Below are 26,288 nucleotides of genomic sequence, written 5' to 3'. Positions count from 1 at the left end.
CAAAGTTTGAACAATTTTAAGAGCCGAAAGCATTCATACAAGCTACAATTAAGGTACCTGGAAAAATACCTAAATAAATTAATGATAAACAATTCAGTGAAAGCACTAAGACATTTCCTTTATTCATAACCACAGGGTCAGTGTGTGTCGGTTTATCAAAATACATGATTTTAACAATTCTTAAATAGTAATAAGCTCCAATTACTGTAAAAAATAGCCCTACTACCGCAACCCATGTCATTTGAGCATCGACCAACGCCTTCAGCACAAGCAATTTTGTAAAGAAACCAACCGTAGGCGGAACTCCTGCTAGAGAAAACATAATAATTAGCATCATAAATGCGAGCCAAGGATTTCTTTTGTTAAGCCCTTTTAAGTCATCAACGTTATCTATTTCCATCCCGTGGTTAGACATTAATACAATTAAACCAAAGGCTGCAGCTGAAGTAATTGAGTAAACTAAAATATAATAAAGAGCAGAGGAATATCCTGATGCAGTCGCTGCCAAAATACCAAATAAAGCGTATCCAATATGCGATATAGCAGAATAAGCTAATAAACGTTTAATACTGGTTTGGACTACTGCAAATAAATTTCCCAAACCTGTGGAGAGTAAAGTAATTACCAACAAAATTTGTTGCCACTGTGAACTAATATCTACTAGGCCAATTGTCAGTAATCTAAAAGCCATACCAAGTGCAGCGACTTTGGGTGCAGCACTAATAAATAAAGTAACTGAAGTCGGTGCTCCCTGGTATACATCTGGTGCCCACATATGAAAGGGAACTGCTGCTAATTTAAAAGCAACCCCGCAGAGGATAAAAACCATCGCAAAAGCGAGCAGCGTACTTTGTTGTTGCCAGTTCGCGGCAATAACATTAGCCACTTCGAGTAAATCCAGTTTTCCAGTTGCCCCGTAAATTAGGGAAATACCATATAAAAGCATTGCGGAAGCAATCGACCCCATTACAAAGTACTTCATTGCTGCTTCAGAAGCATCACTATCTGTTCTGCGAATAGCAGTCATTGCATATAAGGGCAATGATAATAATTCCAAACCAAGGAAAATCGTAAGCAGCGAATGTGCTGAAACAAGAAGCATCATCCCTAAAGTAGAAAACAATCCTAAAATATAGTAATCACCAGAAGGCATCTGACGCTCATCTATATAATTTTTTGAATAGATAAAGCTCAGCAACACACTAATGTATATAAAAAATTTCATTAAATTGGCAATATCATCACTAATGAATAAGCCATTGAGTGTAATAATTTTATACATACCAATATAAAGAAAACTAACAACAGCAGCTAAAACTAAACCTACACAGGAGATGAAATAAGAAACTGATTTATACCGATGCCGTAAAAATAGATCAGCAAGCAATGCAATGCATGCGGTGGCGAGCACAATCATTTCCGGAATGGCTACATGGATATTTTCAAGTAATGCTGTCATATTGGTTAACCTTGATTACAATTTTGATTGACTTGCTAATGCCAGAGTATGGCTTACTGTTTGATGGATGTACTCTAGAAACGGCTTGGGATAAACACCCATGGCGATAACCATCAAAGCAAGTAAGATATAAGCACTTAACTCATAGCCCGAAAGATCTTTTAGTTCTGCAACTTTTTCATTTGCTATAGGTCCAAAAATTACTCTTTTATACATCCAAAGATTATAACCTGCTGCAGTTATAAGTGTGGTTGCAGCCCAAAATGTTACCCAAAAACCGGCTTTAAGTGACCCTAGAATTACCATAAATTCACCAACAAAACCGGAGGTTCCTGGTAAACCCGCATTTGCCATACAGAACAGCATGAAAAAAGATGCAAATATTGGCATTGTATTCACAATCCCTCCGAAATCTGCTAAACGTCGGGTATGCATACGATCATAGATAAAACCAACACCAGCGAAAAGTGCACTTGAGACAAACGCATGTGAAATCATGACTACAATTGCACCCTCTAAGATTAGGCCAGCTGCGCTTAATCCAGATTGTTTTGCAATCGCAAAAATAGCAAAACTGCCCAATGTCACAAATCCCATGTGTGAAATTGAAGAATATGCAATTAATCGCTTCATATCTTTTTGAATAATTGCGACCAATGCAATATAAACAATCGCGATTAAAGATAAGGCAATCATAATCCCTGCATAGCGACTACATGCATCTGGAACAATGGGTAAAGAGAATCGGATAAATCCGTAAGCTCCGAGTTTTAACAAAATAGCAGCCAATACAACCGAGCCGCCCGCCGGAGCCTCAGTATGGGCATCAGGCAACCAAGTATGTACTGGAAACATCGGGATTTTGATTGCAAAACCAAGGAAAAATGCAATGAAGATCAATGTTTGAGCTGTCATACTTAGTTTAATTGCATAAAACGCTTCTATACTAAATGAGCCCGCGATATAGCCCATGTATAAAAAGCTAGCTAACATAAGTACGGAACCTAAAAAGGTATATAGGAAAAATTTAATCGCTGCATAAACTCGATTCTCTGATCCCCAAATACCAATAATCAGATACATAGGTATTAGCGTTGCTTCCCAGAAGATGTAAAATAAAATCGCATCTAATGCAGAGAAAACTCCAACTAAAAGTCCCTGCATAATCAAAAATGCAGCTAAATATTGAGAGACGCGGTTAGTAATACTTTCCCAAGTTGCCAGTATCACCACTAAATTCGTAAATATACTAAGCACTATTAGGAGTAAGGACATACCATCGATACCTAAGCTATAGCTAATGCCTAGTGCTGGCATCCATGAGAATTCCTCCAAATATTGCATTCCTAATACTTTAGGATCAAAGCCTGCAACAAGAGGGATACACAGTAGCAAACAAAGTATTACGGTAAACAATGCCAAATAACGCGAAATATTCGGGCTACGATCATCTCCAGCGAGAAGAACAAAAACACCGCCTATTACTGGCAACCAAATTAGTAAATTGAGCAAATAATGCATACCTTCACCCTATATTCAGCCGAGTATCAACCAGCATAAAAATCCAAGCAATCCAAAAATCATTACTGCAGCATAATGATACAGATAACCACTTTGTATAGCGCGACCTTTAGCTGATAACCATCTAACGAGTCGACTGCTGCCATTCACAACCATCCCATCGATCAATTTCTGATCACCCACACTGTAAAATACAGTTCCTATCCCCTTAGAACCTTTTACAAAAACTAAATTGTTAAATGCATCAAATCCATATTTATTAACGAGTATTTTATAGATGAGTGAAAAACGACGTGCTAAATAGCCTGGAATCGATGGTACAGCTATATAACAGAGCCAGGCAATCGCAATTCCCGCCAAAGTAATCCAAAAAGTGAGCGAGTATATCGAATGCATCATACTTGCAAAAGGTGATGTAATTTCGTGCGCAAGCTCTGCCAACACATTATGTTGAGGAAGTATAAATAAAGATGAGCTTAAAATGGATGGATTATCAAATAGCATAGGCATATACAATATGTAGCCTAAAATAATTGAAGGAATAGCAAGTAGAACAAGTGGCAACCAAACTACCCATGGTGATTCATGAACATGACTTAAAGTATGTTCATCCATGCGAGGTTTACCATGAAACGTCATAAACAAAGATCTAAAGGTATACATCGCAGTAACACCCGCGCCAAGAACAACACAGAAATAGGAATAACCACTTCCTGGAATCTGTGACAATTGTACCGCTTCAATAATTGTATCCTTTGAATAAAACCCTGCTAGTGGAGGAATAGCGCACAGAGCTAGAGAACCAATAACAAAGGTTACATAAGTAATTGGCATTTTTTTCCATAAACCACCCATTTTCCGCATGTCTTGTTCATGATGCATTCCGATAATTACAGAACCAGCACCTAAGAATAAAAGTGCTTTAAAACATGCATGAGTAAGAAGATGAAACATCCCTGCACTATATGCTGAAGCACCCATTCCAACCATCATATATCCTAATTGAGATAGTGTTGAATAGGCGACTACACGTTTAATATCGTTCATTGTAAGTGCCAGGATTCCTGTAAAGAGTGCTCCTGTTGCGCCAATAACCAAAACTACGCTCAATGCTGTTGTGGAAAATTCGATCAGAGGTGAAATACGTGCAATCATAAATACCCCAGCAGTAACCATGGTTGCAGCATGAATCAATGCAGAAATAGGTGTCGGACCTTCCATCGATTCAGGTAACCATACATGCAGCGGTACTTGTGCCGATTTACCCATAGCACCAACATATAAAGCCAAACAAATTACCGTGACTAAAGACCAAGGGTGGCCTTGAAATAGCTCAATATTTTGACTTGCAAGATAATTAACACTCTTGAATACAGTTTCATAATCGATACTTCCAGTGTAAGCAAATACCAGTGCAATACCTATTAGGAAACCGAAGTCGCCCACACGGTTGACGATAAATGCTTTAAGGCTACCTTCAATAGCTGATTCCTTTTGATACCAAAAACCGATAAGCAAATAAGAAACGAGACCGACACCTTCCCAGCCAAAGAATAATTGCAAGAAATTATTGGCACTGACTAACATCAGCATCATAAAAGTAAACAGCGAAATATAGCTAAAAAAGCGCTGGTACCCATCGTCATCAGCCATATAGCCAATACTGTAAATATGCACCAACAAAGAGACAAAATTTACAGTCACGAGCATCACGACACTTAAAGGATCGATCAGAAAACCAATATTAAATTCAAATGGAAGGATTAAACCACCAGTTGCCCAATGATATAGAACTGTGCTCTCAGTTGGCATGGCGCCAGTAAAGACTTGCCAAGCTACATAGAGCGAGGCAATAAACGATATTGTAACGCCTAAGATAGTAGCTGAATGTGCTCCGGCTCGTCCTATTTGATTACGGAAAAAACCAGCAATGATGGAGCCAGCCAAGGGAGTTAAAACGATTATTAGACAAAGTTGTTGGATACTCACAATGTTAACCTTTTAAATGATTCATCTTATCTACGTCAATGTTACCTCTATTTCTAAAAAGCAACATCACTATGGCTAATCCTATTGCTGCCTCTGCTGCAGCAACCGTTAAAATAAAAAAGACATAAACTTGACCGCTAATTTCGTTATAATAATGTGAAAATGCGACAAAATTAGTATTCACTGCAAGTAACATCAATTCGATGCATACCAGCAATAAGATGATATTTCTACGATTCATCATTATGCCAATAAGACCAAAACCGAATAAAATTGCCCCCAGAATTAGGTAATTATTAACAGGTATCATATAGAATTCCCCAACATTATTTTTCTGCTTTCATATTAATTAATTCAACCCGATCATTTCTACTTGTCAGAATCTGTTGTTTCACATCCTGTCTTTTCGATTTTCTGGGACCTCTATGTACTAGGGTAATTGCTGAAATAATTGCAATTAATAACAGAACAGCTGCAATCTCAAAAGCCAGTAAATAATCAGTATATAGAACCATGCCCAAGGCTTCAGTATTTGAGCGAGTTGCATCAGGATTGTTTTGTGTTACCTCAAATAACTGTGTACTTATTGTAGTGTTGCTCTGAGTTTCAACATTCGACTTAAACGTACCTGCAGGAATAGATACCATTAAAAGTCCCGTTAACAAAGCAACAAGAATTAAACCGAATGGTAAATAGCGTCTATAATGGTTTTTAATTACTTCAACATCAATGTTAAGCATCATCACGACGAACAGGAACAGTGTCATGACCGCCCCTACATATACCAGTACCAAAATCAGTGCCAGAAACTCCGCCTCGGCAAGTATCCATAATACGGCACTTGCAAAGAATGTAAGTACAAGAAATAAAACGCTGCGTACTGGATTATCTTGAATAATGACCATAAAGGCAGCGCCTACGGCTATAGCCGCAAAAATATAGAAAATAGTTTGAACTAATAATTCATGCATACTGCACCCCGTTATCGGTATTTTTCATCAGCAGCTCTATCTGCCGCAAGTTTAGGCTCCAACAAATCGCCAAGTGCCAAGAGCTTTTCTTTTGTCATAATATTTTGACCGCGTTCACTAACATGATAATGATGCACCGGTGTCACTACGATGGAATCTACAGGACATGATTCTTCACATAAGCCGCAATTAATGCATTTAAATACATCAATATCATACCTTGTTGTGCGACGAGATCCGTCTTCACGTGGTTCTGACTCTATGGTTATAGCCAGTGCAGGACAAACTGCTTCACATAATTTACAAGCAATGCATCGTTCTTCACCATTAGGATAACGGCGTAACGCAAGTGCTCCTCTAAAGCGAGGTGAAATTGGAGTCTGTTCCTCTGGAAACTGTACGGTTATTTTTTTCTTAAAAAAATATTTACCAGTTAACTTTAAACCCTGCAATAATTCTATTAAAAGAAAACTGCGTACGTAGTATTTAATAAGTTGATATGCTTTTTTCATCGGCTTCTCTATTAATCATTAAAACCAAGGTTTAACATGTGTAACAACCATTAGTGCAGTTACAATAATCCAAACAATGGTGACCGGAATAAGTACCTTCCAGCCTAAACGCATAAGCTGGTCATAACGATAACGAGGAAAAGTGGCTCTTATCCATAAATATACATATAAGAAAAAGCAGACTTTTACGATTAACCAAACAAACCCGGGTACAATAAAAAATATGTTTTGTAAAAATGGGACACCTTCAAATGGCGACATCCAACCACCCACAAACAGGATACTGAGTAGTACAGAGATAAGAATCATACTCGCATATTCTGATAAGAAGAATAATGCGAAGCCTATTCCAGAATACTCCACATGGAATCCAGCAACAATTTCGGACTCTCCTTCGGCTAAGTCGAATGGCGCACGGTTGGTTTCAGCGATTCCTGCAATCCAAAACACAAAAAACAGTGGCAATAGAGGAATAAACCACCAATGTAAAACTCCACCTCTTTGTGAATTAACAATGTCTGTGAGATTCATACTTCCTGCAGCCAACAGCACGCCTACTAAAGCAAAGCCCATTGCAATTTCATAGGATACGGTCTGCGCTGTACTTCTTAATGCACCAAACATTGCATATTTGGAGTTAGATGCCCATCCAGCAATTAGCACTCCATAAACGCCAAGGGAACTCATTGCAAAAATATAAAGAACCCCTGCATTAATATTTGCTAAAACCATTCCTTCCTGAAAAGGAATTACTGCCCAGCCTGCCAAAGCCGGAACTAAAGCAAATAATGGAGCAGCAATAAAAAGATATTTATTAGAACGCGTCGGAATAATAATTTCTTTAGTAATTAGCTTGATCAAATCTGCGATAGGCTGAAGTAATCCTCGCACCCCCACGCGGTTGGGTCCTATACGTGCTTGTATATACCCAATGACTTTACGCTCCGCATAAATTAAATATGCAACACATAATAGTAATGGCACTACGATTACTAATATTTTAATGATGACCCAAATTAATATGCTAATATCTTGCAGCATTTTCTTACCTGCCTAGCGCTTAATAGTTATTGCAGCAAATGAATGGCCTAAATCTACGGTTTCAGGCATCGCGTTTGCTACCCATACAACATCCGCCGCAATGCGTTCATCACGTTTAAGCGGCAATGTTATCTCAATATCTCCCTGAGATACAGTAGCAACATCGTCTAATTTCAATCGGTCAGCTGTTGTAGGATTGATGCGGATGCATACTGATTCAGCAGCAGCACATAATTGCAATTCTTTAGCATTCCTAACAATTGCATCGCTACGATAAAGTGGCCACTCGCCAACGCGAATCAATGATTGATTAATTAGAGGCAAGCTCTCAGGATAATAGGGCTTATAGTCTTGCTCCATAGTGATTGCAACACTATTTTTAATTTCTGACAAAATATCTTCAGTTGATAAATATTCAAAGCCATCACAATGCAATAAATTACCAAGTACTCTTAATACTTTCCATGCAGGTCGGGATTCGCCGTGAGGCGATAACGCGCCCTTTACTGTTTGCCAAGTATTATCAACATTAATATACGTTCCTGAAGTCTCAGCATATGGAGCAATTGGTAAAATAACATCAGCATAATCATGCATTGACTCATGATTGAAAGCTGACATTAAGACAACAAACTCAGCACCGAGCATTGATTGTCTTGCACCATAAGGATTAGCAAAATCAAAACCAGGCTCTACTCCCATTAAAAAATATGCTTTAAGTTTGGCATTTAGTGCTGCTTGTACATCCATTCCTGGTGTTGAATCTGTTTTGCCTGCAGTTGTTCGATGGGGAACCATCCCTGCGACCCAAGCACCTGCAGTGTTTGCACCATGAGTCAATCGCAATGCTTTCGCACCACTTAGTTTTTCAATATGGAACACCAAGGTACGCAATAAAGCCGCTTCAGGGTGATTTTCACAAAGAGCACCGGTAATTAAGCATGCATTTTCCTCTTTTAATGCTTTGGCAACTCGTTGAGTTGCTGCATCCAGCTCAAGACCTATTACTAATTTTTGTACTTCCGCTGGTAAGTTTTTTATGTCACCAGTCAGTGCTAAAGCAATCTTGGCAAGTTGCATTGGCATTTCTAAAGGTGAAACAATGAAGCGCTCATCAAGATCAAAGCAATAATCGAAATCTACTGGACTTATTGCGTAAATTTTTGCCCCATTACGGAATGCCTTACGAACCCGAACACCAGCAAGAGGGACTTCCCGATCAATATTGCATCCGATCAAGACGAGTACATTTTGATGTTCTACTTCTGCATAGGGTAAGGAACTTACTGGTGTAGTTCCTTGATGTTCTTGATCTCTAAAATCAACTTGTTGCAATCTGTGGTCGAGATTATGAACACCAATTTGGCGCATTAATTTTTGCAGTAAATACAGTTCTTCTAATGTAGAAGAACTTGAGGCAAAAGCGGCTACCTGCTCTGCACCATTTTGTTTTATAACTCGCGCTAGACCCTCTGCTGTAAATTTTAAAGCAGTCTCCCAATCCACAACTTCCCATTGTCCGTTGCGCTTAATCTGTGGCTGACTTGCTCTTAATGGGCTATTCAGTCCTAGATAACTAAATCGATCTCTGTCCGCCAACCAGGTTTCGTTAATTGCTTCATTCTCTTTTGGAACAACACGCATTAGCTTATTTCGACGTGTATGCAGATAGATATTTGATCCGAGGCAATCATGTGGTGCTACACCATCATGTTGAGTAAGTTCCCATGCTCGAGCGGTAAATCGGAACGGTTTTGAAGTTAATGCACCTACAGGGCATAAATCAATAATATTACCGGAGACTTCTGACTTCATGCTGTGTTGAACATAAGTACCTATTTGCATATGCTCACCACGACCAGTCGCACCTAACTCTCTTAATCCTGCGATTTCTTCGCCAAAGCGGACACAACGAGTACAATGGATGCAGCGAGTCATTTCAGTTGAAATCAGTGTGCCTAAATCGTCATCATCAACTGAACGTTTGCTTTCTGTATACTGAGATTCGTCTGCCCCATATCCCATGGATATGTCTTGTAATTCACATTCCCCACCCTGATCGCAGATCGGACAGTCAAGCGGATGGTTAATAAGAAGGAACTCCATAACTACCTTTTGTGAATGTAATGCTTCCTTCGATTTGGTAAATACCTTCATACCATTGGTAATTGGAGTTGCACATGCAGGAACCGGCTTACGGCCGTTTTCTACCTCAACTAAACACATGCGACAATTTGCAGCCACTGATAATTTTTTATGATAACAAAAACGTGGGATATGAATACCCGCTTCATCGGCAACTTCGATGATCATTTTACCGTTTTCTGCTTCAAACCTTTTACCGTCGATTTCAATAGTAGTAGTCATGGGTCAAACCTTTTAATTATGCTGCGACGATTGAGCGTTTATGCTTAACGAAATATTCAAATTCATCGCGGAAATGCTTAACAAAACTTTGTACCGGCCAAGCTGCTGCCTCACCTAATGCACAAATAGTGCGTCCTTCGATATTATTCGCAACATTGACTAATTTCTCTACATCCCCAGGTTCACCATGGCCTTCCTTAATGCGGTGTAGCAAACGGACTAACCAGCCGGTACCCTCGCGACATGGAGTGCATTGCCCACAAGACTCCTCCATATAAAACTCGGAAATGCGATAAAGTGCATCGACCATACAGGTTGTTTCATCCATAATAATCACAGCACCGGAGCCTAATCCTGAACCTGCCTTTTGTATGCTGTCATAATCCATATTGAGCCCCATCATTACCTCACCAGGTAAAACGGGCATGGATGTACCCCCAGGAATTACTGCTTTAATTTTTCGGCCTTTTGTAACGCCACCTGCCAATTCAAGAAGAGTTTTAAATGGTGTTCCCAAGGGGATTTCGAAATTTCCAGGCTTATTAACGTGTCCACTAACACTAAAACACTTGGCTCCGCCATTATTGGGTTTGCCTATTTTTAAGAACCATTCACCACCTTTTTCCATAATGACCGGAACAGAAGCAAAAGTCTCGGTATTATTTATCGTTGTGGGTTTTCCATATAAACCATAGTTGGCAGGAAATGGGGGTTTAAATCTTGGTTGACCTTTTTTTCCCTCAAGGGAATTAAGCAATGCGGTCTCTTCACCGCAAATATATGCGCCAGCCCCTAAATGATTATATAAATCAAAGTCGATGCCTGTACCTAAAATATTCTTACCTAATAAACCTGCCGCATAAGCTTCTTTTATTGCTGCTTCTGTACGCTCATAGGGCAACCAAAATTCACCGCGAATATAGTTATATCCAACAGTAGCACCCATGGTATATCCAGCAATTGCCATGCCTTCAATGAGTTGATGTGGATTTAATGTAAGTATTTCGCGGTCTTTACACGTACCTGGCTCACCTTCGTCGGAGTTACAAACTACATATTTCTGTACTGGAGTATTACGGTTCATAAAACTCCATTTTAATCCTGTTGGGAATCCAGCTCCCCCTCGACCACGCAGGGCAGATGTCTTTAACTCATCAATAATTAATTGTGGAGAAGTTTGCTCTTTTAATATTTTTCTCCATGCACTGTATCCACCAACACTTTCATAAGCAGATAGTGTCCAAGGCTCTGGTAGATGAAATGTTCGATAACAAACTTGATTTAATTCAACCACGGCAACCACCTCTATCTTTTATTGGTATTGTTCCAACACTTTATCTATAGATTCAGGAGTCAGATTCTCATGATAATCCTTGTCCACCTGCATCATCGGTGCATTAACACAGGCACCTAAACACTCAACAGATCTTAAAGTAAAGCGCCCATCATCTGTGGTTTCACCTAATTTTATACCCAGCTTTTTTTCCAAGTGTTCAACAACCGCAGCTGAATCACGCAGCATACAAGAAATATTGGTACATACATTGATTGAATGTCTGCCAACCTGTTTGTGTTCGTACATTGTATAGAAACTCGCTACCTCATATACGGCAATAGGAGGCATCTCTAGATATTCAGCAACAGCGTCCATTAATTCGGTAGTCAGGTGACCATGCTCTTCCTGGACTATTCGTAGTGCGCTCATTACAGCTGATTGCTTTTGATCTTTTGGATATTTTGCAATCCAGTGATCGATGTCCTTTATTCTTTGAGCTGACACCAATTGATTTAATATTTTTGCTGAATTATCAGACATTTCTAAACCTTTATTAATTTAAATTGCAATTTTATGGGATGTCACTTTAACGTTCGTAAACTGACCGCCCCCAAAATTAACGATCAATTTCACCAAATACTATATCCTGACTCGCTAAAATCGCGACACCATCAGCGATCATATGTCCTCTGGTCATTGCATCATAGCTAGACAAATGAGCAAATCCAGGAGCACGAATTTTCAATCTGTAGGGCTTATTGGCCCCATCAGATACCATATAAATACCAAACTCACCTTTAGGGGCTTCAACAGCACTATATACTTCCCCTCGTGGCAAACAAAAACCTTCTGTAAACAATTTAAAATGATGAATCAATGCTTCCATATCTTCTTTCATTTCTACGCGGCGTGGAGGTGTAATCTTGTGATCATCAATACGAACTGGGCCAGGATTTGCTCTGAGCCATTCGATGCATTGTTTAATAATTCGATTTGATTGTCTTAATTCTTCAACACGAACCAAATAACGATCGTAACAATCTCCAGTTTTACCCACGGGAATATCGAAATCCACACGATCATATGCTGCATAACTTTGTTTTTTACGTAAGTCCCAAGCAACTCCGGAACCACGAAGCATTGGTCCTGTAAAACCCCATTGCAATGCTTCTTCGGGTGAAACAATACCGATATCTACTGTGCGTTGTTTCCAAATTCTATTATCAGTTAATAACGTTTCATATTCATCAACACATCGAGTAAAACGTCCTGTGAATGCCTCGAGGAAATCAAGCAGACTACCGCTGCGCTCTTCGTTAAGCTTTTCAACCTCACGTTCATTATGCCATCTAGATGCTTTATACTTGGGCATAGTATCAGGCAAGTCTCGTGCAACACCACCAGGTCTATAATAGGTAGCATGCATCCGTGCTCCAGATACTGCCTCATAGCAATCGAATAAATCTTCGCGCTCTCTGAAGCAATATAAAAATACGGTCATCGCACCAATATCCAGAGCTATAGCCCCTAACCACAACAGATGATTCAAAATACGAGTTACTTCATCAAACATAGTACGGATATATTGAGCTCGAATAGGCGCTTCTATACCTAAAAGTTTCTCTATTGCGCGTACATAGGCATGCTCGTTGCACATCATGGATACGTAGTCGAGTCTATCCATATAACCGATGCTTTGAATATAAGGTTTTGTTTCTGCTAATTTTTCTGTTGCTCTATGCAGCAATCCTATATGTGGGTCTGCGCGAACTATGGTTTCACCTTCAAGCTCAAGAACTAAACGTAATACTCCATGTGCTGCAGGATGTTGTGGACCAAAATTTAAAGTGTAATTCTTTAATTCAATCATTATTCGCCCCTTTTATCACCAATATACCGGTTATCATTACGAATAACCTTGGGCACCAAAACTCTTGGTTCAATATCTACTGGAGCGTATATGACTTTTTCTAATTTTGCGTCATAGCGCATTTCAACATGACCACTGAGTGGGAAATCTTTACGGAATGGATGTCCGATAAATCCATAATCAGTCAAAATACGTCTTAGGTCTGGATGGCCTTCAAATAAAATACCATATAAATCATAAGCCTCGCGCTCAAACCAATTTGCGCCTTTCCACAAATGATGCACTGAAGGGACAATTAAATGAGACTCATCAACAAATACCTTAACACGTAAACGATGATTCATTTTTGTTGAGAGTAAATGATAAACTACGGCAAAACGGGGTTTATCCAGAGCATAAACTTTAGCTTCTTGACACTCAACACCGCGCGAGAACCCACTTTCTGTTGCTGAATCGGTTTCCCAATCACACTCACCATAAAGCAAATAATCCACGGCGCAAAGATCAATGAGCTGATCAAAACGAAATGCTTCCAGATCACGTAGTTCCAACATCATTGCTTTTAAATTTGATACGTCACACTCAATAGTTACTTCATCATAAGCAACACTTATATCTTTAAATTGGCTTGCCAATTCATGTTTGAGTTGTTCAACCAAATAATCATTTTTTGTTGTCATCTATTTGCACCTTTGATGATCTTAAGCTTCTAGGATTTTTTTATGCCTGATTTTGTTCTGCAATTGAATAATGCCATACAGCAGTGCTTCTGCAGTTGGAGGGCAACCTGGTACATATACATCTACTGGGACAATACGATCACACCCACGAACTACGGAGTAAGAGTAATGATAATACCCACCGCCATTCGCACAAGATCCCATAGAGATAACCCATCGAGGATCAGGCATTTGATCATAAACTTTGCGCAAAGCAGGAGCCATTTTATTGCACAGGGTACCAGCAACTATCATTACGTCTGATTGACGGGGACTTGGACGAAAAATAATTCCGAACCGGTCCAAATCATAACGTGCAGCACCCACGTGCATCATTTCTACAGCACAACATGCCAATCCAAAAGTCATAGGCCACATAGAACCACTACGTGCCCATCCGAGAAGTTTCTCGACTGAAGTCGTTACAAAGCCACTTTTTTGCAATTCTGCAACCGCCATAGTTAGCCTCTAAGCAGTTAAAATATTAATAAAAAAGGTACCACCTCTAATTGTTTTCTTCGTTTGAAGTGACAATCAGAAGTGAGTTATTACGCACATTTAAATTATTCCCACTCTAGTGCGCCTCGTTTCCATTCATAAATAAAACCAATAACTAATAACCCTAAAAACAACATCATTCCAGCAAAACCAAACCAACCAATTTTGCGTAAAGCTAAAGCCCATGGAAAGAAAAATGCAGTTTCCAAATCAAAGATAATAAATAGGATGGCAACTAGATAAAAGCGAACATCAAATGGGATATGAGAACTTTCGAATGCACCAAATCCACATTCGTAGGGAGAATTTTTAGCGCTATCAGGGTTGTGCTTTGACAAAAGAGAACCAGCCCCTATCATTGCCAAGCCCAATGCCAATCCGATAATTATGAAAATTAGAACAGGTAAATATTGAGATAGCATTTTTTCACCTTGCACGGATTAAAATGGTGCCGAAGGCCGGACTCGAACCGGCACGGCTTTCGCCACCGCCCCCTCAAGACGGCGTGTCTACCAATTCCACCACTTCGGCATATTCTTTTTATTAGTAATTACTTACTTTCCTAATCTTCTCTCTGTACTTAAGTCCGGAGAAAAAATTCTTATTTATTACTTCTTACTGTTGTCAACTGGTACTGGAATTGAACTCGCAGGTACACTAGTTTGTTGAGGAATTATTTGTTGATCTGCTTTTTGATATTGAACAGACACCAAATATGACAGCAATAAGCTGGTGATAAAAAAGGTTATCGCCAAACCACCAGTTAATTTAAATAAAAAACCACCTGTCCCTTGGCTTCCAAATATAGTATTCGAAGCGCCCGATCCAAAAGCAGCACCAATATCAGCACCTTTACCATGTTGGATAAGAACTAAGCCTATTAAGGCTACAGCTACGATTACATGAATCATTAATATCAATTGATACATTTCACAATTTCCACAAACTGTTTCGCGTTCAACGATGCACCTCCTACCAAGCCACCATCAACATCTGGCATGGTAAACAATGCTCTGGCATTGTTTTCGTTCACGCTCCCTCCATATAAAAGAGGTAGCCGTTCCGCATCGCTATGATTTATCTCTGCAACCAGCTTTCTAATAAACTGATGTACTTCCTGTGCTTGTTCGGGTGACGCAGTTTTCCCTGTTCCTATTGCCCAAACAGGTTCGTAAGCTACAACACAATCACGAAAACAATTTTTGTCTCGTTCACTTACTGCGAGCAATTGTTTGGCAATTACTTGCTCTGTTTGCCCCTTTTCACGTTCAACCAGCGTTTCACCGACGCAAAGAACCGGTATCATATCATGTTCTTTCACATGGTGGAATTTTTGCGCTACAAAATTTTCATCTTCATGAAAACAATGTCTGCGTTCAGAATGCCCCACCAAAACATAGCGACAGTCGAAATCTTTTAACATAGGCGCAGATATCTCTCCGGTATAAGCTCCAGAGTCCTTCGGATATACATTCTGGGCACCTATTTCAATTTTACATTCAGCAATTATACCCCTAACTTGTGGAATATAAATTGCTGGAGGCATTACTATAACTTGGACATCATTAATAGAGTTAAGCAATTCTTTAAGTTCACTACTTAATTGAATCACTTGCTGCAGCTGGCCATTCATTTTCCAGTTGCCGGCAACTATCTTGTGTCTCATCAGCACACCCCCTCGCTTCAACTGCGGACTATACCCAATCTCATAGCCGATGTGTAGTCTTATCGCGTTTTTTTTATTAAAAGCTACTATATATTAACTACCGTGAGTTTTAATTTTTTACTAAAAACTCAAATTTCTCTCAATTTGACTTATATGATCACACAGCTTTTGTGCATGCTGTTTTACTATAGTTTCATCCATACCTTCTACCATAACACGTAATAAGGGTTCAGTACCTGAAGGTCGAAGTAACACTCTTCCTTCTCCATTTAAGCTTGTTTCTAAAGCCCTAACTATTTCGATTACCTGTGTATGCTCAGCAAGCAAGGCCGCGTAATTGGTTTTTAAATTCATCAAGCTTTGTGGTAATAAATTAATCCCTTCAACTAATTGCTTTAAAGTTTTTCCTTGCTTGACCATAATTGACAATACTTGCAGCGCAGCAACAATCCCATCACCTGTTGTAGTTTTATCCAGACAAACAATATGCCCTGAGGTTTCACCACCTATCTTCCAATCTCTTTCTCGTAGGGCCTCTAAAACGTATCGATCACCTACGCGTGTTCGCACAAAAGGGATACCCAAATTTTTTATTGCGATTTCCAGGCCATAATTGCTCATTTGCGTACCAACTACACCGCCATTTAAGACCCCTCGTTGATGCCTGTCTTTTGCAATAATATAAAGGATTTGATCCCCATCAATTAAACGACCATCTGAATCAATTAATATAACACGATCCCCATCACCATCGAGACCGATACCAATATCCGCGCCTGTACTTATGACCTTCTGTCTTAGCAGCTCTGGAGATGTTGAGCCACAATCTTCATTAATATTAAATCCATCAGGATGATTGCCAATGGATATCACTTCGGCCCCAAGTTCAGAAAATACATTAGGGGCAATATGGTAGGTCGCACCATTTGCGCAATCAACTACAATTTTTAAACCAGATAATCGTGTTAATGAAGGAATCGTTGACTTACAAAATTCTATATAACGTCCACTTGCATCATTAATTCGTGTTGCCTTACCCAAATTTTGCGAAGGCACTGTTTGCATTTTCTTTTCCAGCTCTGCTTCGATTGCTAATTCAACGCTGTCAGGTAATTTACCCCCTTCTGAGGAGAAAAACTTGATTCCATTATCCTGAAACAGATTGTGCGATGCACTAATCACGATACCTGCATTAGCCCTCAGCGTTTGAGTCAAATAGGCAATGGCCGGTGTTGGCATAGGTCCTAACAAAGCAACATCAACACCAGCAGCGGATAGTCCTGCCTCCAGAGCGGATTCCAGCATATAACCTGATACTCTGGTGTCTTTACCAATTACTACTTTTTTGCGATGGCAATTAGCTAGTACTCGACCAACTGCCCAACCCAACTTCAACACAAATTCAGGGTTGATATTAGATAAACCCACATGTCCTCTTATACCATCAGTACCAAAATATTTACGTTGACTCATCCTTAACCACCTCTATCAAGAATTTTAGCTTGCGTGAGCTGATATACATCGGCCTGACTAATCATGGTAATCATATGCAACGCTTGACTTGTTTCATCTACATCATGCGTTCTGATGATCCCCACGCCTTTCAGTGCTGCATAAACAGCAGTCGCGATACTTCCTATCAAACGCTCACCCACCTCTTTATTAAGTACCATCCCTATAGTACTTTTACGTGATACTCCTAAAAGTAGGGGCATCCCAAATGTTGCAAAGCTATCAAGATTTTTGACCAAGAGCAAATTATCTTGTACTTGTTTTCCAAATCCAAAGCCCGGATCCAGAATTATATTGTTTCTTTTAATGCCTTCACGCTCACACTCAACAATGCGTTCCATAAAAAAACGCATCACTTCCGTAAGTACGCCATCTGAATAATATGGGTCATGTTGCATATTGTGTGGCTCTCCTTGCATGTGCATTAAGCAAATAGGAACTGCAAGTTTTGCAGCCATCTCAAGAGCACCTTCTGTGCGTAAAGCATAAATATCATTAATTACATTAGCACCTGCACTTACAGCAGCTTGCATGACCTCCGGTTTATTTGTATCAATTGAAATACAAATATCTGAATTAGCTCGGATTTGTTCAATAACAGGTATGACTCGACTCAATTCCACATCGAGTGGAACATGTTGTGCGCCGGGTCGGGTTGATTGCCCTCCAATATCAATTAAATCAGCTCCTTGACTGATTAAGCGATATGCTTGCTCGCAGGCCATATCCAAGGATAAAAATTTGCCGCCATCAGAAAACGAATCTGGAGTGACATTCAATATCCCCATAATTAAAGGTTTTTGGATCGAGTTATCTGGAGAAGGTTGGCATTGATGCTCAAGCCAACCTGAAAATTGCGTTGGATTCACCTGCTTTTCTCACTAATAATCTCAGTGCTCTTCAGCAGGATTTACGATAACCTCATGCTCTGTTGACTTCTCTGATGGCTGATTAGTCACTTCAGCTCCATCAAGAGGTTTTGATGAGTTCCAATCCTCTGGTGGAGAAGGTTCCTTTCCAGACATAATCTCTTTTATTTGATTGAGATCTATCGTTTCGTATTTAATCAAACTCTGTGCCATTAAATGCAATTTATCCATATTTGAGACCAGAATTTCTTTTGCTCGTTTATAGTTTCGGTCAATAATCGCACGTACTTCATCATCAATTTGCTGCGCCGTTCTGTCTGACATTTCTTTATGCTTATTCATTGAGCGCCCTAGAAATACTTCCTCTTCTTCTTCACCAAAAGTAAGTGGCCCCAGGGTTGAAAGTCCCCAGGTCGTAACCATTTTTCGCGCTATTTCAGTAGAACGCATGATGTCATTCGATGCACCTGTGGTCACGCTTTCGGGTCCAAAAATCAGTTCCTCAGCAATACGACCACCAAACAAACTGGATAATTGGCTTTCCAGACGGCGCTTACTATGGCTGTAGCGATCCTGCTCTGGCAGAAACATCGTCACACCAAGAGCACGCCCTCGTGGGATAATAGATACTTTGTAAACCGGATCATGTTCTGGTACACATAATCCAACAATCGCATGACCTGCTTCATGATAAGCAGTCAACTTTTTCTCATTATCATCCATTACCATGGAGCGTCGTTCAGCTCCCATCATAATTTTATCTTTTGCTTTGTCCAACTCGATCATGTTGACTTTGCGTTTATTGGCACGCGCAGCAAATAAAGCTGCTTCGTTAACCAAATTGGCAAGATCTGCTCCAGAAAACCCTGGAGTTCCCCGAGCAATTGCCATGATGTCTACATTGTTATCTACAGGAACTTTTTGCAAATGCACCCTTAGTATTTGTTCACGGCCGCGAATATCCGGTAAAGGAACTACAACTTGACGATCAAAACGACCTGGCCGTAATAATGCAGGATCTAAAACATCTGGACGGTTCGTTGCTGCAACAACAATAACTCCTTCACTCCCTTCAAAACCATCCATTTCTACAAGCAATTGGTTTAACGTTTGTTCACGCTCATCATGACCGCCCCCAAGACCCGCACCTCGATGACGACCTACCGCATCAATTTCATCGATAAAAATAATACAAGGAGCGTGTTTTTTTGCTTGTTCAAACATATCGCGGACACGAGATGCACCAACACCGACAAACATTTCAACAAAATCAGAACCCGAAATTGTGAAAAATGGCACTTTTGCTTCACCAGCAACTGCTCGAGCCAAAAGGGTTTTACCTGTTCCGGGAGAACCAACTAATAATACACCGCGGGGAATACGTCCCCCAAGATTTTGGAATTTGGTGGGATCACGTAAAAAGTCGACTAGCTCCTTAACCTCTTCTTTAGCCTCATCTACCCCTGCAACATCCGCAAAAGTCACTTTCACTTGATCTTCGCCGAGCAAGCGTGCGCGTGAACGACCAAAAGACATAGCACCTCGGCCACCCCCGCCTTGCATCTGACGCATAAAAAATACCCAAACCCCGATTAAAAGCAGCATTGGGAACCAATTGATAAATAAATGGAGGAGGAAACTTTCTTGTTGTTTCTCTTGACCGCTTACATCGACTTTGCTTTTTAATAACTCACCTAATAAAGCATTATCTTGCATAGGCATGTATGTTACAAAGCGCTTGTTATTTTTAGTCATCCCTTTGATGATTTTATCATCCTCAATGGTGACTGAATTAACCATACCTTGATCGACTTCTTTCAAAAATTGGCTGTAAGAAAGCTTCTCAGCAACCGAGTTTCGAGGGCCGAAATTACTGAAAACTGAAACAAGCACGATCGCTATAATCAGCCATAAAAATAAATTCTTAACCATGTCGTTCAAAGTATTAACCTCGTTAGTGACGTACAGCTTTTATATTATGATCGAATTCTTAAATCATAAAGTTACTATAAATTGTATCCCTTTGCCAGCAAATAGGTTTCTTTTGAGCGAGAGCGAGAAGCTGAAGGCTTTCGAATCACGACTTTCTCAAAAGAAGCTCTTGCTTGTTTTACTAAATCATCAAAACCAGCCCCATGAAAAATTTTAATCAGCATGGAACCACCTGGTTTTAACATTTTTTCTGCAAAATCGAAAGCCAACTCCACCAAATACATAGCTCGTGGGATATCAATTGCAGTAGTACCACTCATATTTGGGGCCATATCTGATAATAACAAGTCAACACTGTGTTCTGGAATTAAATCTTTTAACTTTTGCAGCACTTCATCTTCCCGAAAATCACCAAGAATAAAATCGACATCAGGTAAGGCATCCATGGGCAAAATATCGAGGGCAATTATACGTCCTCGACCTTGCAACCGTTCGGAAACATACTGTGTCCACCCCCCAGGAGCTGCTCCCAGATCAACTACCGTCATCCCTGGTTTGAGCAAGGACTCTTTCTCGTCTACTTCTTTTAACTTGTATATAGCACGGCTGCGATAGCCCTCTGCTTGTGCTTTCTTTACATAAACATCATCAAAGTGCTCTTGCAACCATCGCTTACTGCTTTTAGTACGTTTCATAAATTTATATAGAGTATCAATTTGAACTATGATACTGAATTTCACTACCTTTTCCCAGCAAAACGTGCAATAATTTACCATTTTATCATTGAGCCTCCAAAATAATTGCATTATTGGAGTGAATTTAAGGAACATTACAGTGGATACTGCACTCAAAAAATCGCTTAAAGCCCAAGCACACCATTTAAAACCTGTCGTGCTTCTTGGAGCGAAAGGATTAACTGAAGCCGTTATTGCAGAAACAGATATTGCATTGCTTTCACATGAGCTAATAAAAGTGAAAATTAACGGTGCAGAAAAGGAAGATCGAATCATTATGGCAGATGAGTTATGCCAGCAATTACATGCCGAACTCGTACAAATGATTGGTAATACAGTGATTATGTATCGTAAAAATGAAGAGAAACATAAGTGACAGAACTACGAGTATTGTATAAACTAGAATTTACAGTTTAGCAAAACATATATTCCCTTCAAAAACCAATCTTGATATTAAAAGGTGCTGGTCAAATAAGGGTAAATAAATTATCGTATGGCCCTATGATACTAAAACACATACCAAATGCTCTAACTTTATTGCGTCTCATATTAATCGCGCCTTTTCTATTTTATTTATACAATCACGAGTACGTTATTGCTTTTTATTTATTTATATTTGCTGGATTGAGTGATGGATTGGATGGTTTTTTAGCTCGTAGTTTTAACTGGCAAAGCTTTTTTGGATCTTTTGTTGACCCTCTGGCGGATAAATTATTAATTGCTTCCAGCTTCATCTCTTTGGCCTTAATTGGTGTACTTCCCTGGTGGCTCGTCATTTTGGTTTTCCTCAGAGATGTAACAATTTCCTTAGGAGTAGTTGCCTGGTATCAATTTGTTCGCCGCAAGCTGGATTTTCAACCCACACTGCTCAGTAAAATTAATACTGCATTACAGCTCATTCTAGTTACTTCCTGTTTGTTTGAATTAGCCTATTTTGAATTTTCGCCCTATCTGCTCAATGTTCTGATCATTTTGACGACATTTACTACAGCGATTACTTATATAGATTATATATGGACCTGGGGCAGAAAAGCGTGGTCCAATAAAGAACTATCATAATGAATAAGCAGTTGGCATTAGCGATAAAATTAAACGATGAAGCAACCCTTGTTGATTTCAATTGGGGAAGTAACAAACTGCTGCAACAGCAATTACAGCACATGCTCACTCAGAAAGAAGACCGATTGCTTTACCTTTGGGGAAATTCGGGTAGTGGCAAAACTCATTTATTACAAGCGTGTTGTCAAGCCATTGATTCTCAATCTGCAATCTATCTTCCTTTGACTCTTCTCAAGGAATGGGGTCCACAAGCCATAGAAGGAGTCGAAGAGCAAGAATTAATCTGTATTGATGATATAGATGTTATCGCCAAAGATCCCGAGTGGGAGGAAGCGTTATTCCATTTATATAATAAAATCAAAGATATGGAAAAAAGTATTTTGATCATTTCCGGGAATCAATCACCAACCACAATTCCCATCCAACTTGCTGACTTACGTTCTAGGTTAAGTTGGGGGTTGGTAATTCAATTGATGGAATTAAGTGACGAAGATAAAATTAATACTTTAAAACTGCATGCATTAAAAAGAGGATTCGACTTACCAGAAAGTGTAGGTCAATTCCTTCTCAATAGATGCTCTCGAAATATGCATGACCTGCACAATTTACTCAATCGATTGGATGATGCCTCTCTGGCAGCACAGCGAAAAATAACGATCCCGTTTGTAAAAGATACCCTAAATATTTAACTTTAAACGTTCAATGCAAACCATGGATCATGCGCATTGAAGATTATCGATATAGTATATAAATTACATAAAACAGCACGACTGGTCTATAGGTTCTTGCTCCAAAGAAATTTTCGGTAATAAATCCGCAGGTTCCTGAGGTTTAAGAAAAGAATAATAACTACCACTTGTTCGTATATCAATCACAGTCCGCTCATGAACTGAGCCATCAATGAGCAGTTCATCATGAGCATCAACAGCCTGCTCTGCTTGAGTCACTCTTTTAGCTAATCGAGCCGCGCTAATTATTTTTCTTTTTAGACTCTCTAATTTGTGAATTTCTTTTTTTATCATACTTTTATCACATAACTTCTGTATATTCTCTTCATTGAGGCCAAACCAACTACTTACCAATTTGTCCAATCCAGGACGCTCAACATACCAATAAATGCTAAATGCCGCGAACCCTACTATGACACTAAAAAGTATTACAGGCCAAAATGCGGGTGTTAATGGATTTACAAGAAGACCTGACATAAAGAGGGCTACTGATTGGCCAGCAAAGAAACCACCACCAAAAAACAGAATTCCGGACACGCCGGAAATAAGCGTTTTAGCCATTTTCATGTTCTCACTTTCGAGTGCCATCCCAAATTGCTGACTTGCCTCGGTGAGCAAGCTAAAACGCTTTTGCAACATGGAAATAATACATTCCAGCTGTTTTAAATTATCTTGAGACAAATCCGAAAGATTATATTCATTTATTTTTTTTCTAATGGATTTAATCATTTGTAATTGCAACAAGTATGCATCTAATAACTTATAAGCATCACTCAGTTTAACCCCTAAAGCCTTCGAGACTTTTACCAAGTCAAATCCACAAAAAACAATTACAGAAAGGAAGGAAAATGCAAATCCAGCTGCAAGAATCATTGAGGAGGATAGATTAAAAATACTTAGCATCGTCACAATACCATCAAACCCCTGACATGCGGCGACCAAAATACCTGCGATAGTGAGTAATGTGAATTTGATTTTGTCTATCGGAGTATTGTGTTCTTCCTCTTTGGGTAGCTTAATGTCATCCCCTTTCATCGAAAGGAATAAATCGTGCAACAACGCAGTCCGTAAGGATACAAGAATAAACTCAATTTTTTGCTGTTGCTTCTTTGATTTCCTGGGGTATTTTTGCTCTTTATTTAACCAAGATATCAACGCCGCAAGATCAGCGGATGTAGTAATAGAGCTAAGCTCATGTGAATGGACGTGAGACTCTAATAAATATTTCTTTATTAATTTTTGAGAATGCAGACTGAGTTGGATATTCATTTTTTCATAACAGCTTTCAACGTTACTCCGTAATTACACTGCATAGTACAATAGAACCCCTCGATATGAACATGGTTTATCCAAGTTATCTTAAAAAATGCCTTAATTAATAAACAAATTACTAACAATCTGCAATAGGATTTGTTTTGATCAATTTGCAACCATGGAGTATAATTAATGTGCGAACATTGAGTAAGGAAGCGATTATGAAAAAGCTTATTATCGCAGTATTAGTGTTTGTTCCTACACTTCTTTTAAGCGGTTGTTATGTTACTGCTTATCCTAATAATGGCTATTATTATTCAAGCTATTATCCAAGCTACTCTTATTACTCAGGCTATTATCCAAGCCGTTACTATTATTCTGGCCTAGGCTATTGGGGTAACCGTGGTTGGTATAGAGGTTGGCACGGAGCTGGTTGGCATGGTGGCGGTTGGCATGGTGGTCACTGGAGATAAAACAAATTGAGTCAAGCTAAATTCTGCTATGAATTTAGCTTGACTCATCTTCAATGACTAGGCTCGGTTGACAATTGCTTCATTAGCCTACGCATAAAGGGGCGGAATTAAATGAAATGTCAACTGACTCTAAGGTTTAGATAAAATACATTCTTTTAAAGCTCTATCTCCCTTAATTATGTGTTTTAATTAAGGGATATCTGAATGATGTTCAAATCCGGACTGAAACATATAGCATTTAGATACAGAGTATTCTGCTTCTTTTGTCTCTTGCTGCAAGTCTGTTTTTTTTCCTGAAATATAACGACTTAATCGTGGTGACATTAACCACATGAAGAACGCAATAATTAACGTGACGATGCCAATACAAGCAAATACATGCGTATAAATCATTAAAGATCCGACCCCGGGTTTAATTTGTTCAGGGAGTGCCGTATAAGATGCAACTGTAGCACCAATAAATCCAGCAATTGCGGAAGTTAAAAACCACATTCCCATTACAAACCCGGCAATTTGGGGAGGTACTAATTCCGCAACCATAGCCACTCCAAGCGCCGATACCAATAATTCGCCAATACTTTGAAATAAATAGCTTATGATTAACCACCAGGAAGAAACCATGCCCTGATCTGTGTAAAAATAGCGAGCAAAAAAGAGCATTAAAAAACTTATCCCACACATCGTCATCCCTAAAGAAAATTTATAAGGGATAGAAAACTCTACGCCTTTTTTATGAAGAACGTCATAACAATAAGCCAAAACAGGGCTCATCAATACAATCCAAATAGGATTTAGCGCTTGGAAACTTTGTGCATCAATCGTGATTCCAAAGAAAACTGGGATTACATTATGTACTGCAAATAAATTCAAAGATGTTGGCATTTGTTGATATAAAGTAAAGAAAATGATAGCTTCCAGCATCAATGCCAAAGCAACCAACATACGCATTTTGATAATTTTGCTTTCTTTACGGATCATGAAGAGGTAATAAACAATTACCGTAATGGTAATAAACCAAAACAAGTTTTTTGTAAGCATCACATGCTGTAATAAATACGCAGAACTCGCTGTGAGACAGACTATCCCAATCAGTATCATAAGCCACTGGAACAACGAGATTATTCGTTTGTCCGCATCAGTATTGATATGGGCAACAAATTGATGTTGAAGCCAATAATTTGCCAAGCCAATTAATAAACCGATTGCGCTCATCATATAAGCATAAGAATAACCATAGCGACTTGAGATTGCTGGGCCAGCAAATAATGCAATCATACTTCCCAAATTGATTGCCATATAATACAAGGTAAAACCACCATGCAAACGCGGATCATTTGCTTCGTAACACTTAGCAAGTAAATTCGATGGATTTGCTTTAAACAAACCATTCCCTACACAAATTAATCCCAGTGCAAAAAATACATGTTCCTTGTCGGTAAGAGCTAAAGAAAAATACCCCGCTGCCAAAACAATAAGCCCTAGAACGATGGTACGTTTGGTGCCTAATACTCTGTCCCCTAAATACCCACCAATAACCACCATACCGTAAACCAAAGCCGAATAAGCACCAAATGTATAATAAGAAATCGTATCGCTATACCCCAAATGACGAATAAAAAATAAAGTTAAAATCCCTTGAACAGTGTAAAACCCGAACCGCTCCCATAATTCCAACATAAAAATCATGTGAAATGCACGGGGTTGCTCGCGAAGTATATTCACCATGAGTTTCTTCCTTTAGAGGGTAAGTTTTTAAGTTAAAGGAGTTTTTAATTTTTTGCAATGAGCGATAGACTAAAAAAACAGATGCGCGAAAATAAAGTAATTTTTTTCCAATA

General features: G+C 39.2%; 26 protein-coding genes and 1 tRNA gene. 4 read left to right on the top strand and 23 right to left on the bottom strand.

From position 1 onward, the window contains the following. Positions 1 to 16: 16 nt before the first annotated feature. From nuoN to rlmE, 21 genes are all read right to left on the bottom strand, one after another. On the bottom strand, positions 17 to 1,459 hold the full coding sequence (gene nuoN, locus ELY20_RS07670; RefSeq protein WP_110142037.1) for an NADH-quinone oxidoreductase subunit NuoN: 1,443 nt from the start codon (positions 1,457 to 1,459) through the stop codon (positions 17 to 19). Between the two features lie 15 nt (positions 1,460 to 1,474). Next, a complete protein-coding gene (locus ELY20_RS07665; RefSeq protein WP_110142036.1) occupies positions 1,475 to 2,980 on the bottom strand; it encodes a complex I subunit 4 family protein in 1,506 nt (501 codons plus the stop codon). A gap of 15 nt (positions 2,981 to 2,995) precedes the next feature. Beyond that, positions 2,996 to 4,969 carry an NADH-quinone oxidoreductase subunit L gene (nuoL, locus tag ELY20_RS07660; RefSeq protein WP_110142035.1) on the bottom strand — a complete coding sequence of 658 codons (1,974 nt, stop codon included), beginning with the start codon at positions 4,967 to 4,969 and terminating at the stop codon, positions 2,996 to 2,998. 4 nt (positions 4,970 to 4,973) lie between these two features. Then, the gene (gene nuoK, locus ELY20_RS07655; RefSeq protein WP_058467423.1) at positions 4,974 to 5,279 is read right to left on the bottom strand and encodes an NADH-quinone oxidoreductase subunit NuoK; all 306 of its coding nucleotides are present in this window, start codon (positions 5,277 to 5,279) and stop codon (positions 4,974 to 4,976) included. A 16-nt stretch (positions 5,280 to 5,295) separates the two neighbouring features. Next, entirely contained in the window at positions 5,296 to 5,940 is a 645-nt protein-coding gene (locus ELY20_RS07650) for an NADH-quinone oxidoreductase subunit J (protein ID WP_110142034.1), read from the bottom strand. 11 nt (positions 5,941 to 5,951) lie between these two features. Next, complete coding sequence (gene nuoI / locus ELY20_RS07645; protein ID WP_110142033.1) at positions 5,952 to 6,452, bottom strand: NADH-quinone oxidoreductase subunit NuoI; 501 nt, start codon at positions 6,450 to 6,452, stop codon at positions 5,952 to 5,954. A gap of 18 nt (positions 6,453 to 6,470) precedes the next feature. After that, the gene (gene nuoH / locus ELY20_RS07640; protein ID WP_110142032.1) at positions 6,471 to 7,493 is read right to left on the bottom strand and encodes an NADH-quinone oxidoreductase subunit NuoH; all 1,023 of its coding nucleotides are present in this window, start codon (positions 7,491 to 7,493) and stop codon (positions 6,471 to 6,473) included. Between the two features lie 12 nt (positions 7,494 to 7,505). Then, the gene (gene nuoG / locus ELY20_RS07635; RefSeq protein WP_110142031.1) at positions 7,506 to 9,860 is read right to left on the bottom strand and encodes an NADH-quinone oxidoreductase subunit NuoG; all 2,355 of its coding nucleotides are present in this window, start codon (positions 9,858 to 9,860) and stop codon (positions 7,506 to 7,508) included. A 16-nt stretch (positions 9,861 to 9,876) separates the two neighbouring features. Then, positions 9,877 to 11,154 carry an NADH-quinone oxidoreductase subunit NuoF gene (gene nuoF, locus ELY20_RS07630; RefSeq protein WP_165831584.1) on the bottom strand — a complete coding sequence of 426 codons (1,278 nt, stop codon included), beginning with the start codon at positions 11,152 to 11,154 and terminating at the stop codon, positions 9,877 to 9,879. 18 nt (positions 11,155 to 11,172) lie between these two features. After that, the gene (gene nuoE, locus ELY20_RS07625; protein ID WP_110142029.1) at positions 11,173 to 11,676 is read right to left on the bottom strand and encodes an NADH-quinone oxidoreductase subunit NuoE; all 504 of its coding nucleotides are present in this window, start codon (positions 11,674 to 11,676) and stop codon (positions 11,173 to 11,175) included. Positions 11,677 to 11,752: 76 nt separating this feature from the next. Beyond that, positions 11,753 to 13,006 carry an NADH-quinone oxidoreductase subunit D gene (locus ELY20_RS07620; RefSeq protein WP_110142028.1) on the bottom strand — a complete coding sequence of 418 codons (1,254 nt, stop codon included), beginning with the start codon at positions 13,004 to 13,006 and terminating at the stop codon, positions 11,753 to 11,755. Beyond that, positions 13,006 to 13,686 (bottom strand): NADH-quinone oxidoreductase subunit C, encoded by a 681-nt coding sequence (locus tag ELY20_RS07615; protein ID WP_110142027.1) that lies wholly within the window; start codon positions 13,684 to 13,686, stop codon positions 13,006 to 13,008. Before ELY20_RS07615 ends, ELY20_RS07620 begins: the two co-directional genes overlap by 1 nt. Positions 13,687 to 13,707: 21 nt before the next feature. Then, a complete protein-coding gene (locus tag ELY20_RS07610) occupies positions 13,708 to 14,184 on the bottom strand; it encodes a NuoB/complex I 20 kDa subunit family protein (protein ID WP_058467432.1) in 477 nt (158 codons plus the stop codon). Between the two features lie 104 nt (positions 14,185 to 14,288). Then, positions 14,289 to 14,645: an NADH-quinone oxidoreductase subunit A gene (locus ELY20_RS07605; protein ID WP_110142026.1), complete on the bottom strand. Its 357-nt coding sequence runs from the start codon at positions 14,643 to 14,645 to the stop codon at positions 14,289 to 14,291. Positions 14,646 to 14,669: 24 nt separating this feature from the next. After that, positions 14,670 to 14,754: transfer RNA gene (locus ELY20_RS07600), tRNA-Leu, on the bottom strand. Positions 14,755 to 14,831: 77 nt separating this feature from the next. Further along, positions 14,832 to 15,152 carry a preprotein translocase subunit SecG gene (secG, locus tag ELY20_RS07595; protein WP_110142025.1) on the bottom strand — a complete coding sequence of 107 codons (321 nt, stop codon included), beginning with the start codon at positions 15,150 to 15,152 and terminating at the stop codon, positions 14,832 to 14,834. After that, a complete protein-coding gene (gene tpiA, locus ELY20_RS07590) occupies positions 15,140 to 15,889 on the bottom strand; it encodes a triose-phosphate isomerase (RefSeq protein WP_110142024.1) in 750 nt (249 codons plus the stop codon). The genes secG and tpiA overlap by 13 nt, the downstream gene beginning before the upstream one ends. A 120-nt stretch (positions 15,890 to 16,009) precedes the next feature. Continuing rightward, positions 16,010 to 17,362 carry a phosphoglucosamine mutase gene (glmM, locus tag ELY20_RS07585; RefSeq protein WP_110142023.1) on the bottom strand — a complete coding sequence of 451 codons (1,353 nt, stop codon included), beginning with the start codon at positions 17,360 to 17,362 and terminating at the stop codon, positions 16,010 to 16,012. 2 nt (positions 17,363 to 17,364) lie between these two features. Then, positions 17,365 to 18,270: a dihydropteroate synthase gene (folP, locus tag ELY20_RS07580; protein ID WP_110142022.1), complete on the bottom strand. Its 906-nt coding sequence runs from the start codon at positions 18,268 to 18,270 to the stop codon at positions 17,365 to 17,367. 21 nt (positions 18,271 to 18,291) lie between these two features. Continuing rightward, complete coding sequence (gene ftsH / locus ELY20_RS07575) at positions 18,292 to 20,202, bottom strand: ATP-dependent zinc metalloprotease FtsH (RefSeq protein ID WP_165831586.1); 1,911 nt, start codon at positions 20,200 to 20,202, stop codon at positions 18,292 to 18,294. Between the two features lie 74 nt (positions 20,203 to 20,276). Further along, positions 20,277 to 20,897, bottom strand: coding sequence for a 23S rRNA (uridine(2552)-2'-O)-methyltransferase RlmE (gene rlmE, locus ELY20_RS07570; protein ID WP_110142060.1), 621 nt, complete (start codon positions 20,895 to 20,897; stop codon positions 20,277 to 20,279). Positions 20,898 to 21,036: 139 nt separating this feature from the next. On the opposite strand from rlmE, the gene yhbY reads away from it, so the two are divergent. From yhbY to hda, 3 genes are all read left to right on the top strand, one after another. Then, on the top strand, positions 21,037 to 21,312 hold the full coding sequence (gene yhbY / locus ELY20_RS07565) for a ribosome assembly RNA-binding protein YhbY (protein ID WP_110142020.1): 276 nt from the start codon (positions 21,037 to 21,039) through the stop codon (positions 21,310 to 21,312). A gap of 125 nt (positions 21,313 to 21,437) precedes the next feature. Next, a complete protein-coding gene (locus ELY20_RS07560) occupies positions 21,438 to 21,995 on the top strand; it encodes a CDP-alcohol phosphatidyltransferase family protein (protein WP_110142019.1) in 558 nt (185 codons plus the stop codon). Further along, positions 21,995 to 22,684, top strand: a complete 690-nt coding sequence (gene hda, locus ELY20_RS07555; protein WP_110142018.1) for a DnaA regulatory inactivator Hda — start codon at positions 21,995 to 21,997, stop codon at positions 22,682 to 22,684. The genes ELY20_RS07560 and hda overlap by 1 nt, the downstream gene beginning before the upstream one ends. Positions 22,685 to 22,747: 63 nt before the next feature. Here hda and ELY20_RS07550 read toward each other — a convergent pair whose 3' ends face one another. Then, on the bottom strand, positions 22,748 to 23,992 hold the full coding sequence (locus ELY20_RS07550; protein WP_110142017.1) for a hypothetical protein: 1,245 nt from the start codon (positions 23,990 to 23,992) through the stop codon (positions 22,748 to 22,750). Between the two features lie 206 nt (positions 23,993 to 24,198). Between ELY20_RS07550 and ELY20_RS07545 the strand changes: the two genes are divergently transcribed. After that, on the top strand, positions 24,199 to 24,450 hold the full coding sequence (locus ELY20_RS07545; protein WP_110142016.1) for a hypothetical protein: 252 nt from the start codon (positions 24,199 to 24,201) through the stop codon (positions 24,448 to 24,450). A 189-nt stretch (positions 24,451 to 24,639) separates the two neighbouring features. Here the strand turns inward: ELY20_RS07545 and ELY20_RS07540 are convergent, their stop codons facing one another. After that, a complete protein-coding gene (locus ELY20_RS07540) occupies positions 24,640 to 26,175 on the bottom strand; it encodes an oligopeptide:H+ symporter (protein ID WP_110142015.1) in 1,536 nt (511 codons plus the stop codon). Between the last annotated feature and the right edge of the window lie 113 nt (positions 26,176 to 26,288).

The organism is Legionella qingyii, assembly GCF_003990155.1.
Taxonomy (GTDB): Bacteria; Pseudomonadota; Gammaproteobacteria; order Legionellales; family Legionellaceae; genus Legionella; species Legionella qingyii.
Note: the sequence above shows the minus strand (reverse complement) of the source record. Positions and strands in the feature narration are given on the sequence as shown.

Coding starts and splice junctions, on each gene's coding strand:
- ftsH (WP_165831586.1), bottom strand. CDS start 20,202: ATGGTTAAGAATTTATTTTTATGGCTGATTATAGCGATCGTGCTTGTT.
- ELY20_RS07620 (WP_110142028.1), bottom strand. CDS start 13,006: ATGATTGAATTAAAGAATTACACTTTAAATTTTGGTCCACAACATCCT.
- ELY20_RS07605 (WP_110142026.1), bottom strand. CDS start 14,645: ATGCTATCTCAATATTTACCTGTTCTAATTTTCATAATTATCGGATTG.
- ELY20_RS07615 (WP_110142027.1), bottom strand. CDS start 13,686: ATGACAACAAAAAATGATTATTTGGTTGAACAACTCAAACATGAATTG.
- ELY20_RS07540 (WP_110142015.1), bottom strand. CDS start 26,175: ATGGTGAATATACTTCGCGAGCAACCCCGTGCATTTCACATGATTTTT.
- secG (WP_110142025.1), bottom strand. CDS start 15,152: ATGTATCAATTGATATTAATGATTCATGTAATCGTAGCTGTAGCCTTA.
- rlmE (WP_110142060.1), bottom strand. CDS start 20,897: ATGAAACGTACTAAAAGCAGTAAGCGATGGTTGCAAGAGCACTTTGAT.
- ELY20_RS07610 (WP_058467432.1), bottom strand. CDS start 14,184: ATGGCGGTTGCAGAATTGCAAAAAAGTGGCTTTGTAACGACTTCAGTC.
- ELY20_RS07560 (WP_110142019.1), top strand. CDS start 21,438: ATGATACTAAAACACATACCAAATGCTCTAACTTTATTGCGTCTCATA.
- nuoH (WP_110142032.1), bottom strand. CDS start 7,493: ATGCTGCAAGATATTAGCATATTAATTTGGGTCATCATTAAAATATTA.
- ELY20_RS07665 (WP_110142036.1), bottom strand. CDS start 2,980: ATGCATTATTTGCTCAATTTACTAATTTGGTTGCCAGTAATAGGCGGT.
- nuoE (WP_110142029.1), bottom strand. CDS start 11,676: ATGTCTGATAATTCAGCAAAAATATTAAATCAATTGGTGTCAGCTCAA.
- nuoN (WP_110142037.1), bottom strand. CDS start 1,459: ATGACAGCATTACTTGAAAATATCCATGTAGCCATTCCGGAAATGATT.
- ELY20_RS07545 (WP_110142016.1), top strand. CDS start 24,199: ATGAAAAAGCTTATTATCGCAGTATTAGTGTTTGTTCCTACACTTCTT.
- hda (WP_110142018.1), top strand. CDS start 21,995: ATGAATAAGCAGTTGGCATTAGCGATAAAATTAAACGATGAAGCAACC.
- ELY20_RS07550 (WP_110142017.1), bottom strand. CDS start 23,992: ATGAATATCCAACTCAGTCTGCATTCTCAAAAATTAATAAAGAAATAT.
- glmM (WP_110142023.1), bottom strand. CDS start 17,362: ATGAGTCAACGTAAATATTTTGGTACTGATGGTATAAGAGGACATGTG.
- ELY20_RS07650 (WP_110142034.1), bottom strand. CDS start 5,940: ATGCATGAATTATTAGTTCAAACTATTTTCTATATTTTTGCGGCTATA.
- nuoI (WP_110142033.1), bottom strand. CDS start 6,452: ATGAAAAAAGCATATCAACTTATTAAATACTACGTACGCAGTTTTCTT.
- tpiA (WP_110142024.1), bottom strand. CDS start 15,889: ATGAGACACAAGATAGTTGCCGGCAACTGGAAAATGAATGGCCAGCTG.
- nuoG (WP_110142031.1), bottom strand. CDS start 9,860: ATGACTACTACTATTGAAATCGACGGTAAAAGGTTTGAAGCAGAAAAC.
- nuoK (WP_058467423.1), bottom strand. CDS start 5,279: ATGATACCTGTTAATAATTACCTAATTCTGGGGGCAATTTTATTCGGT.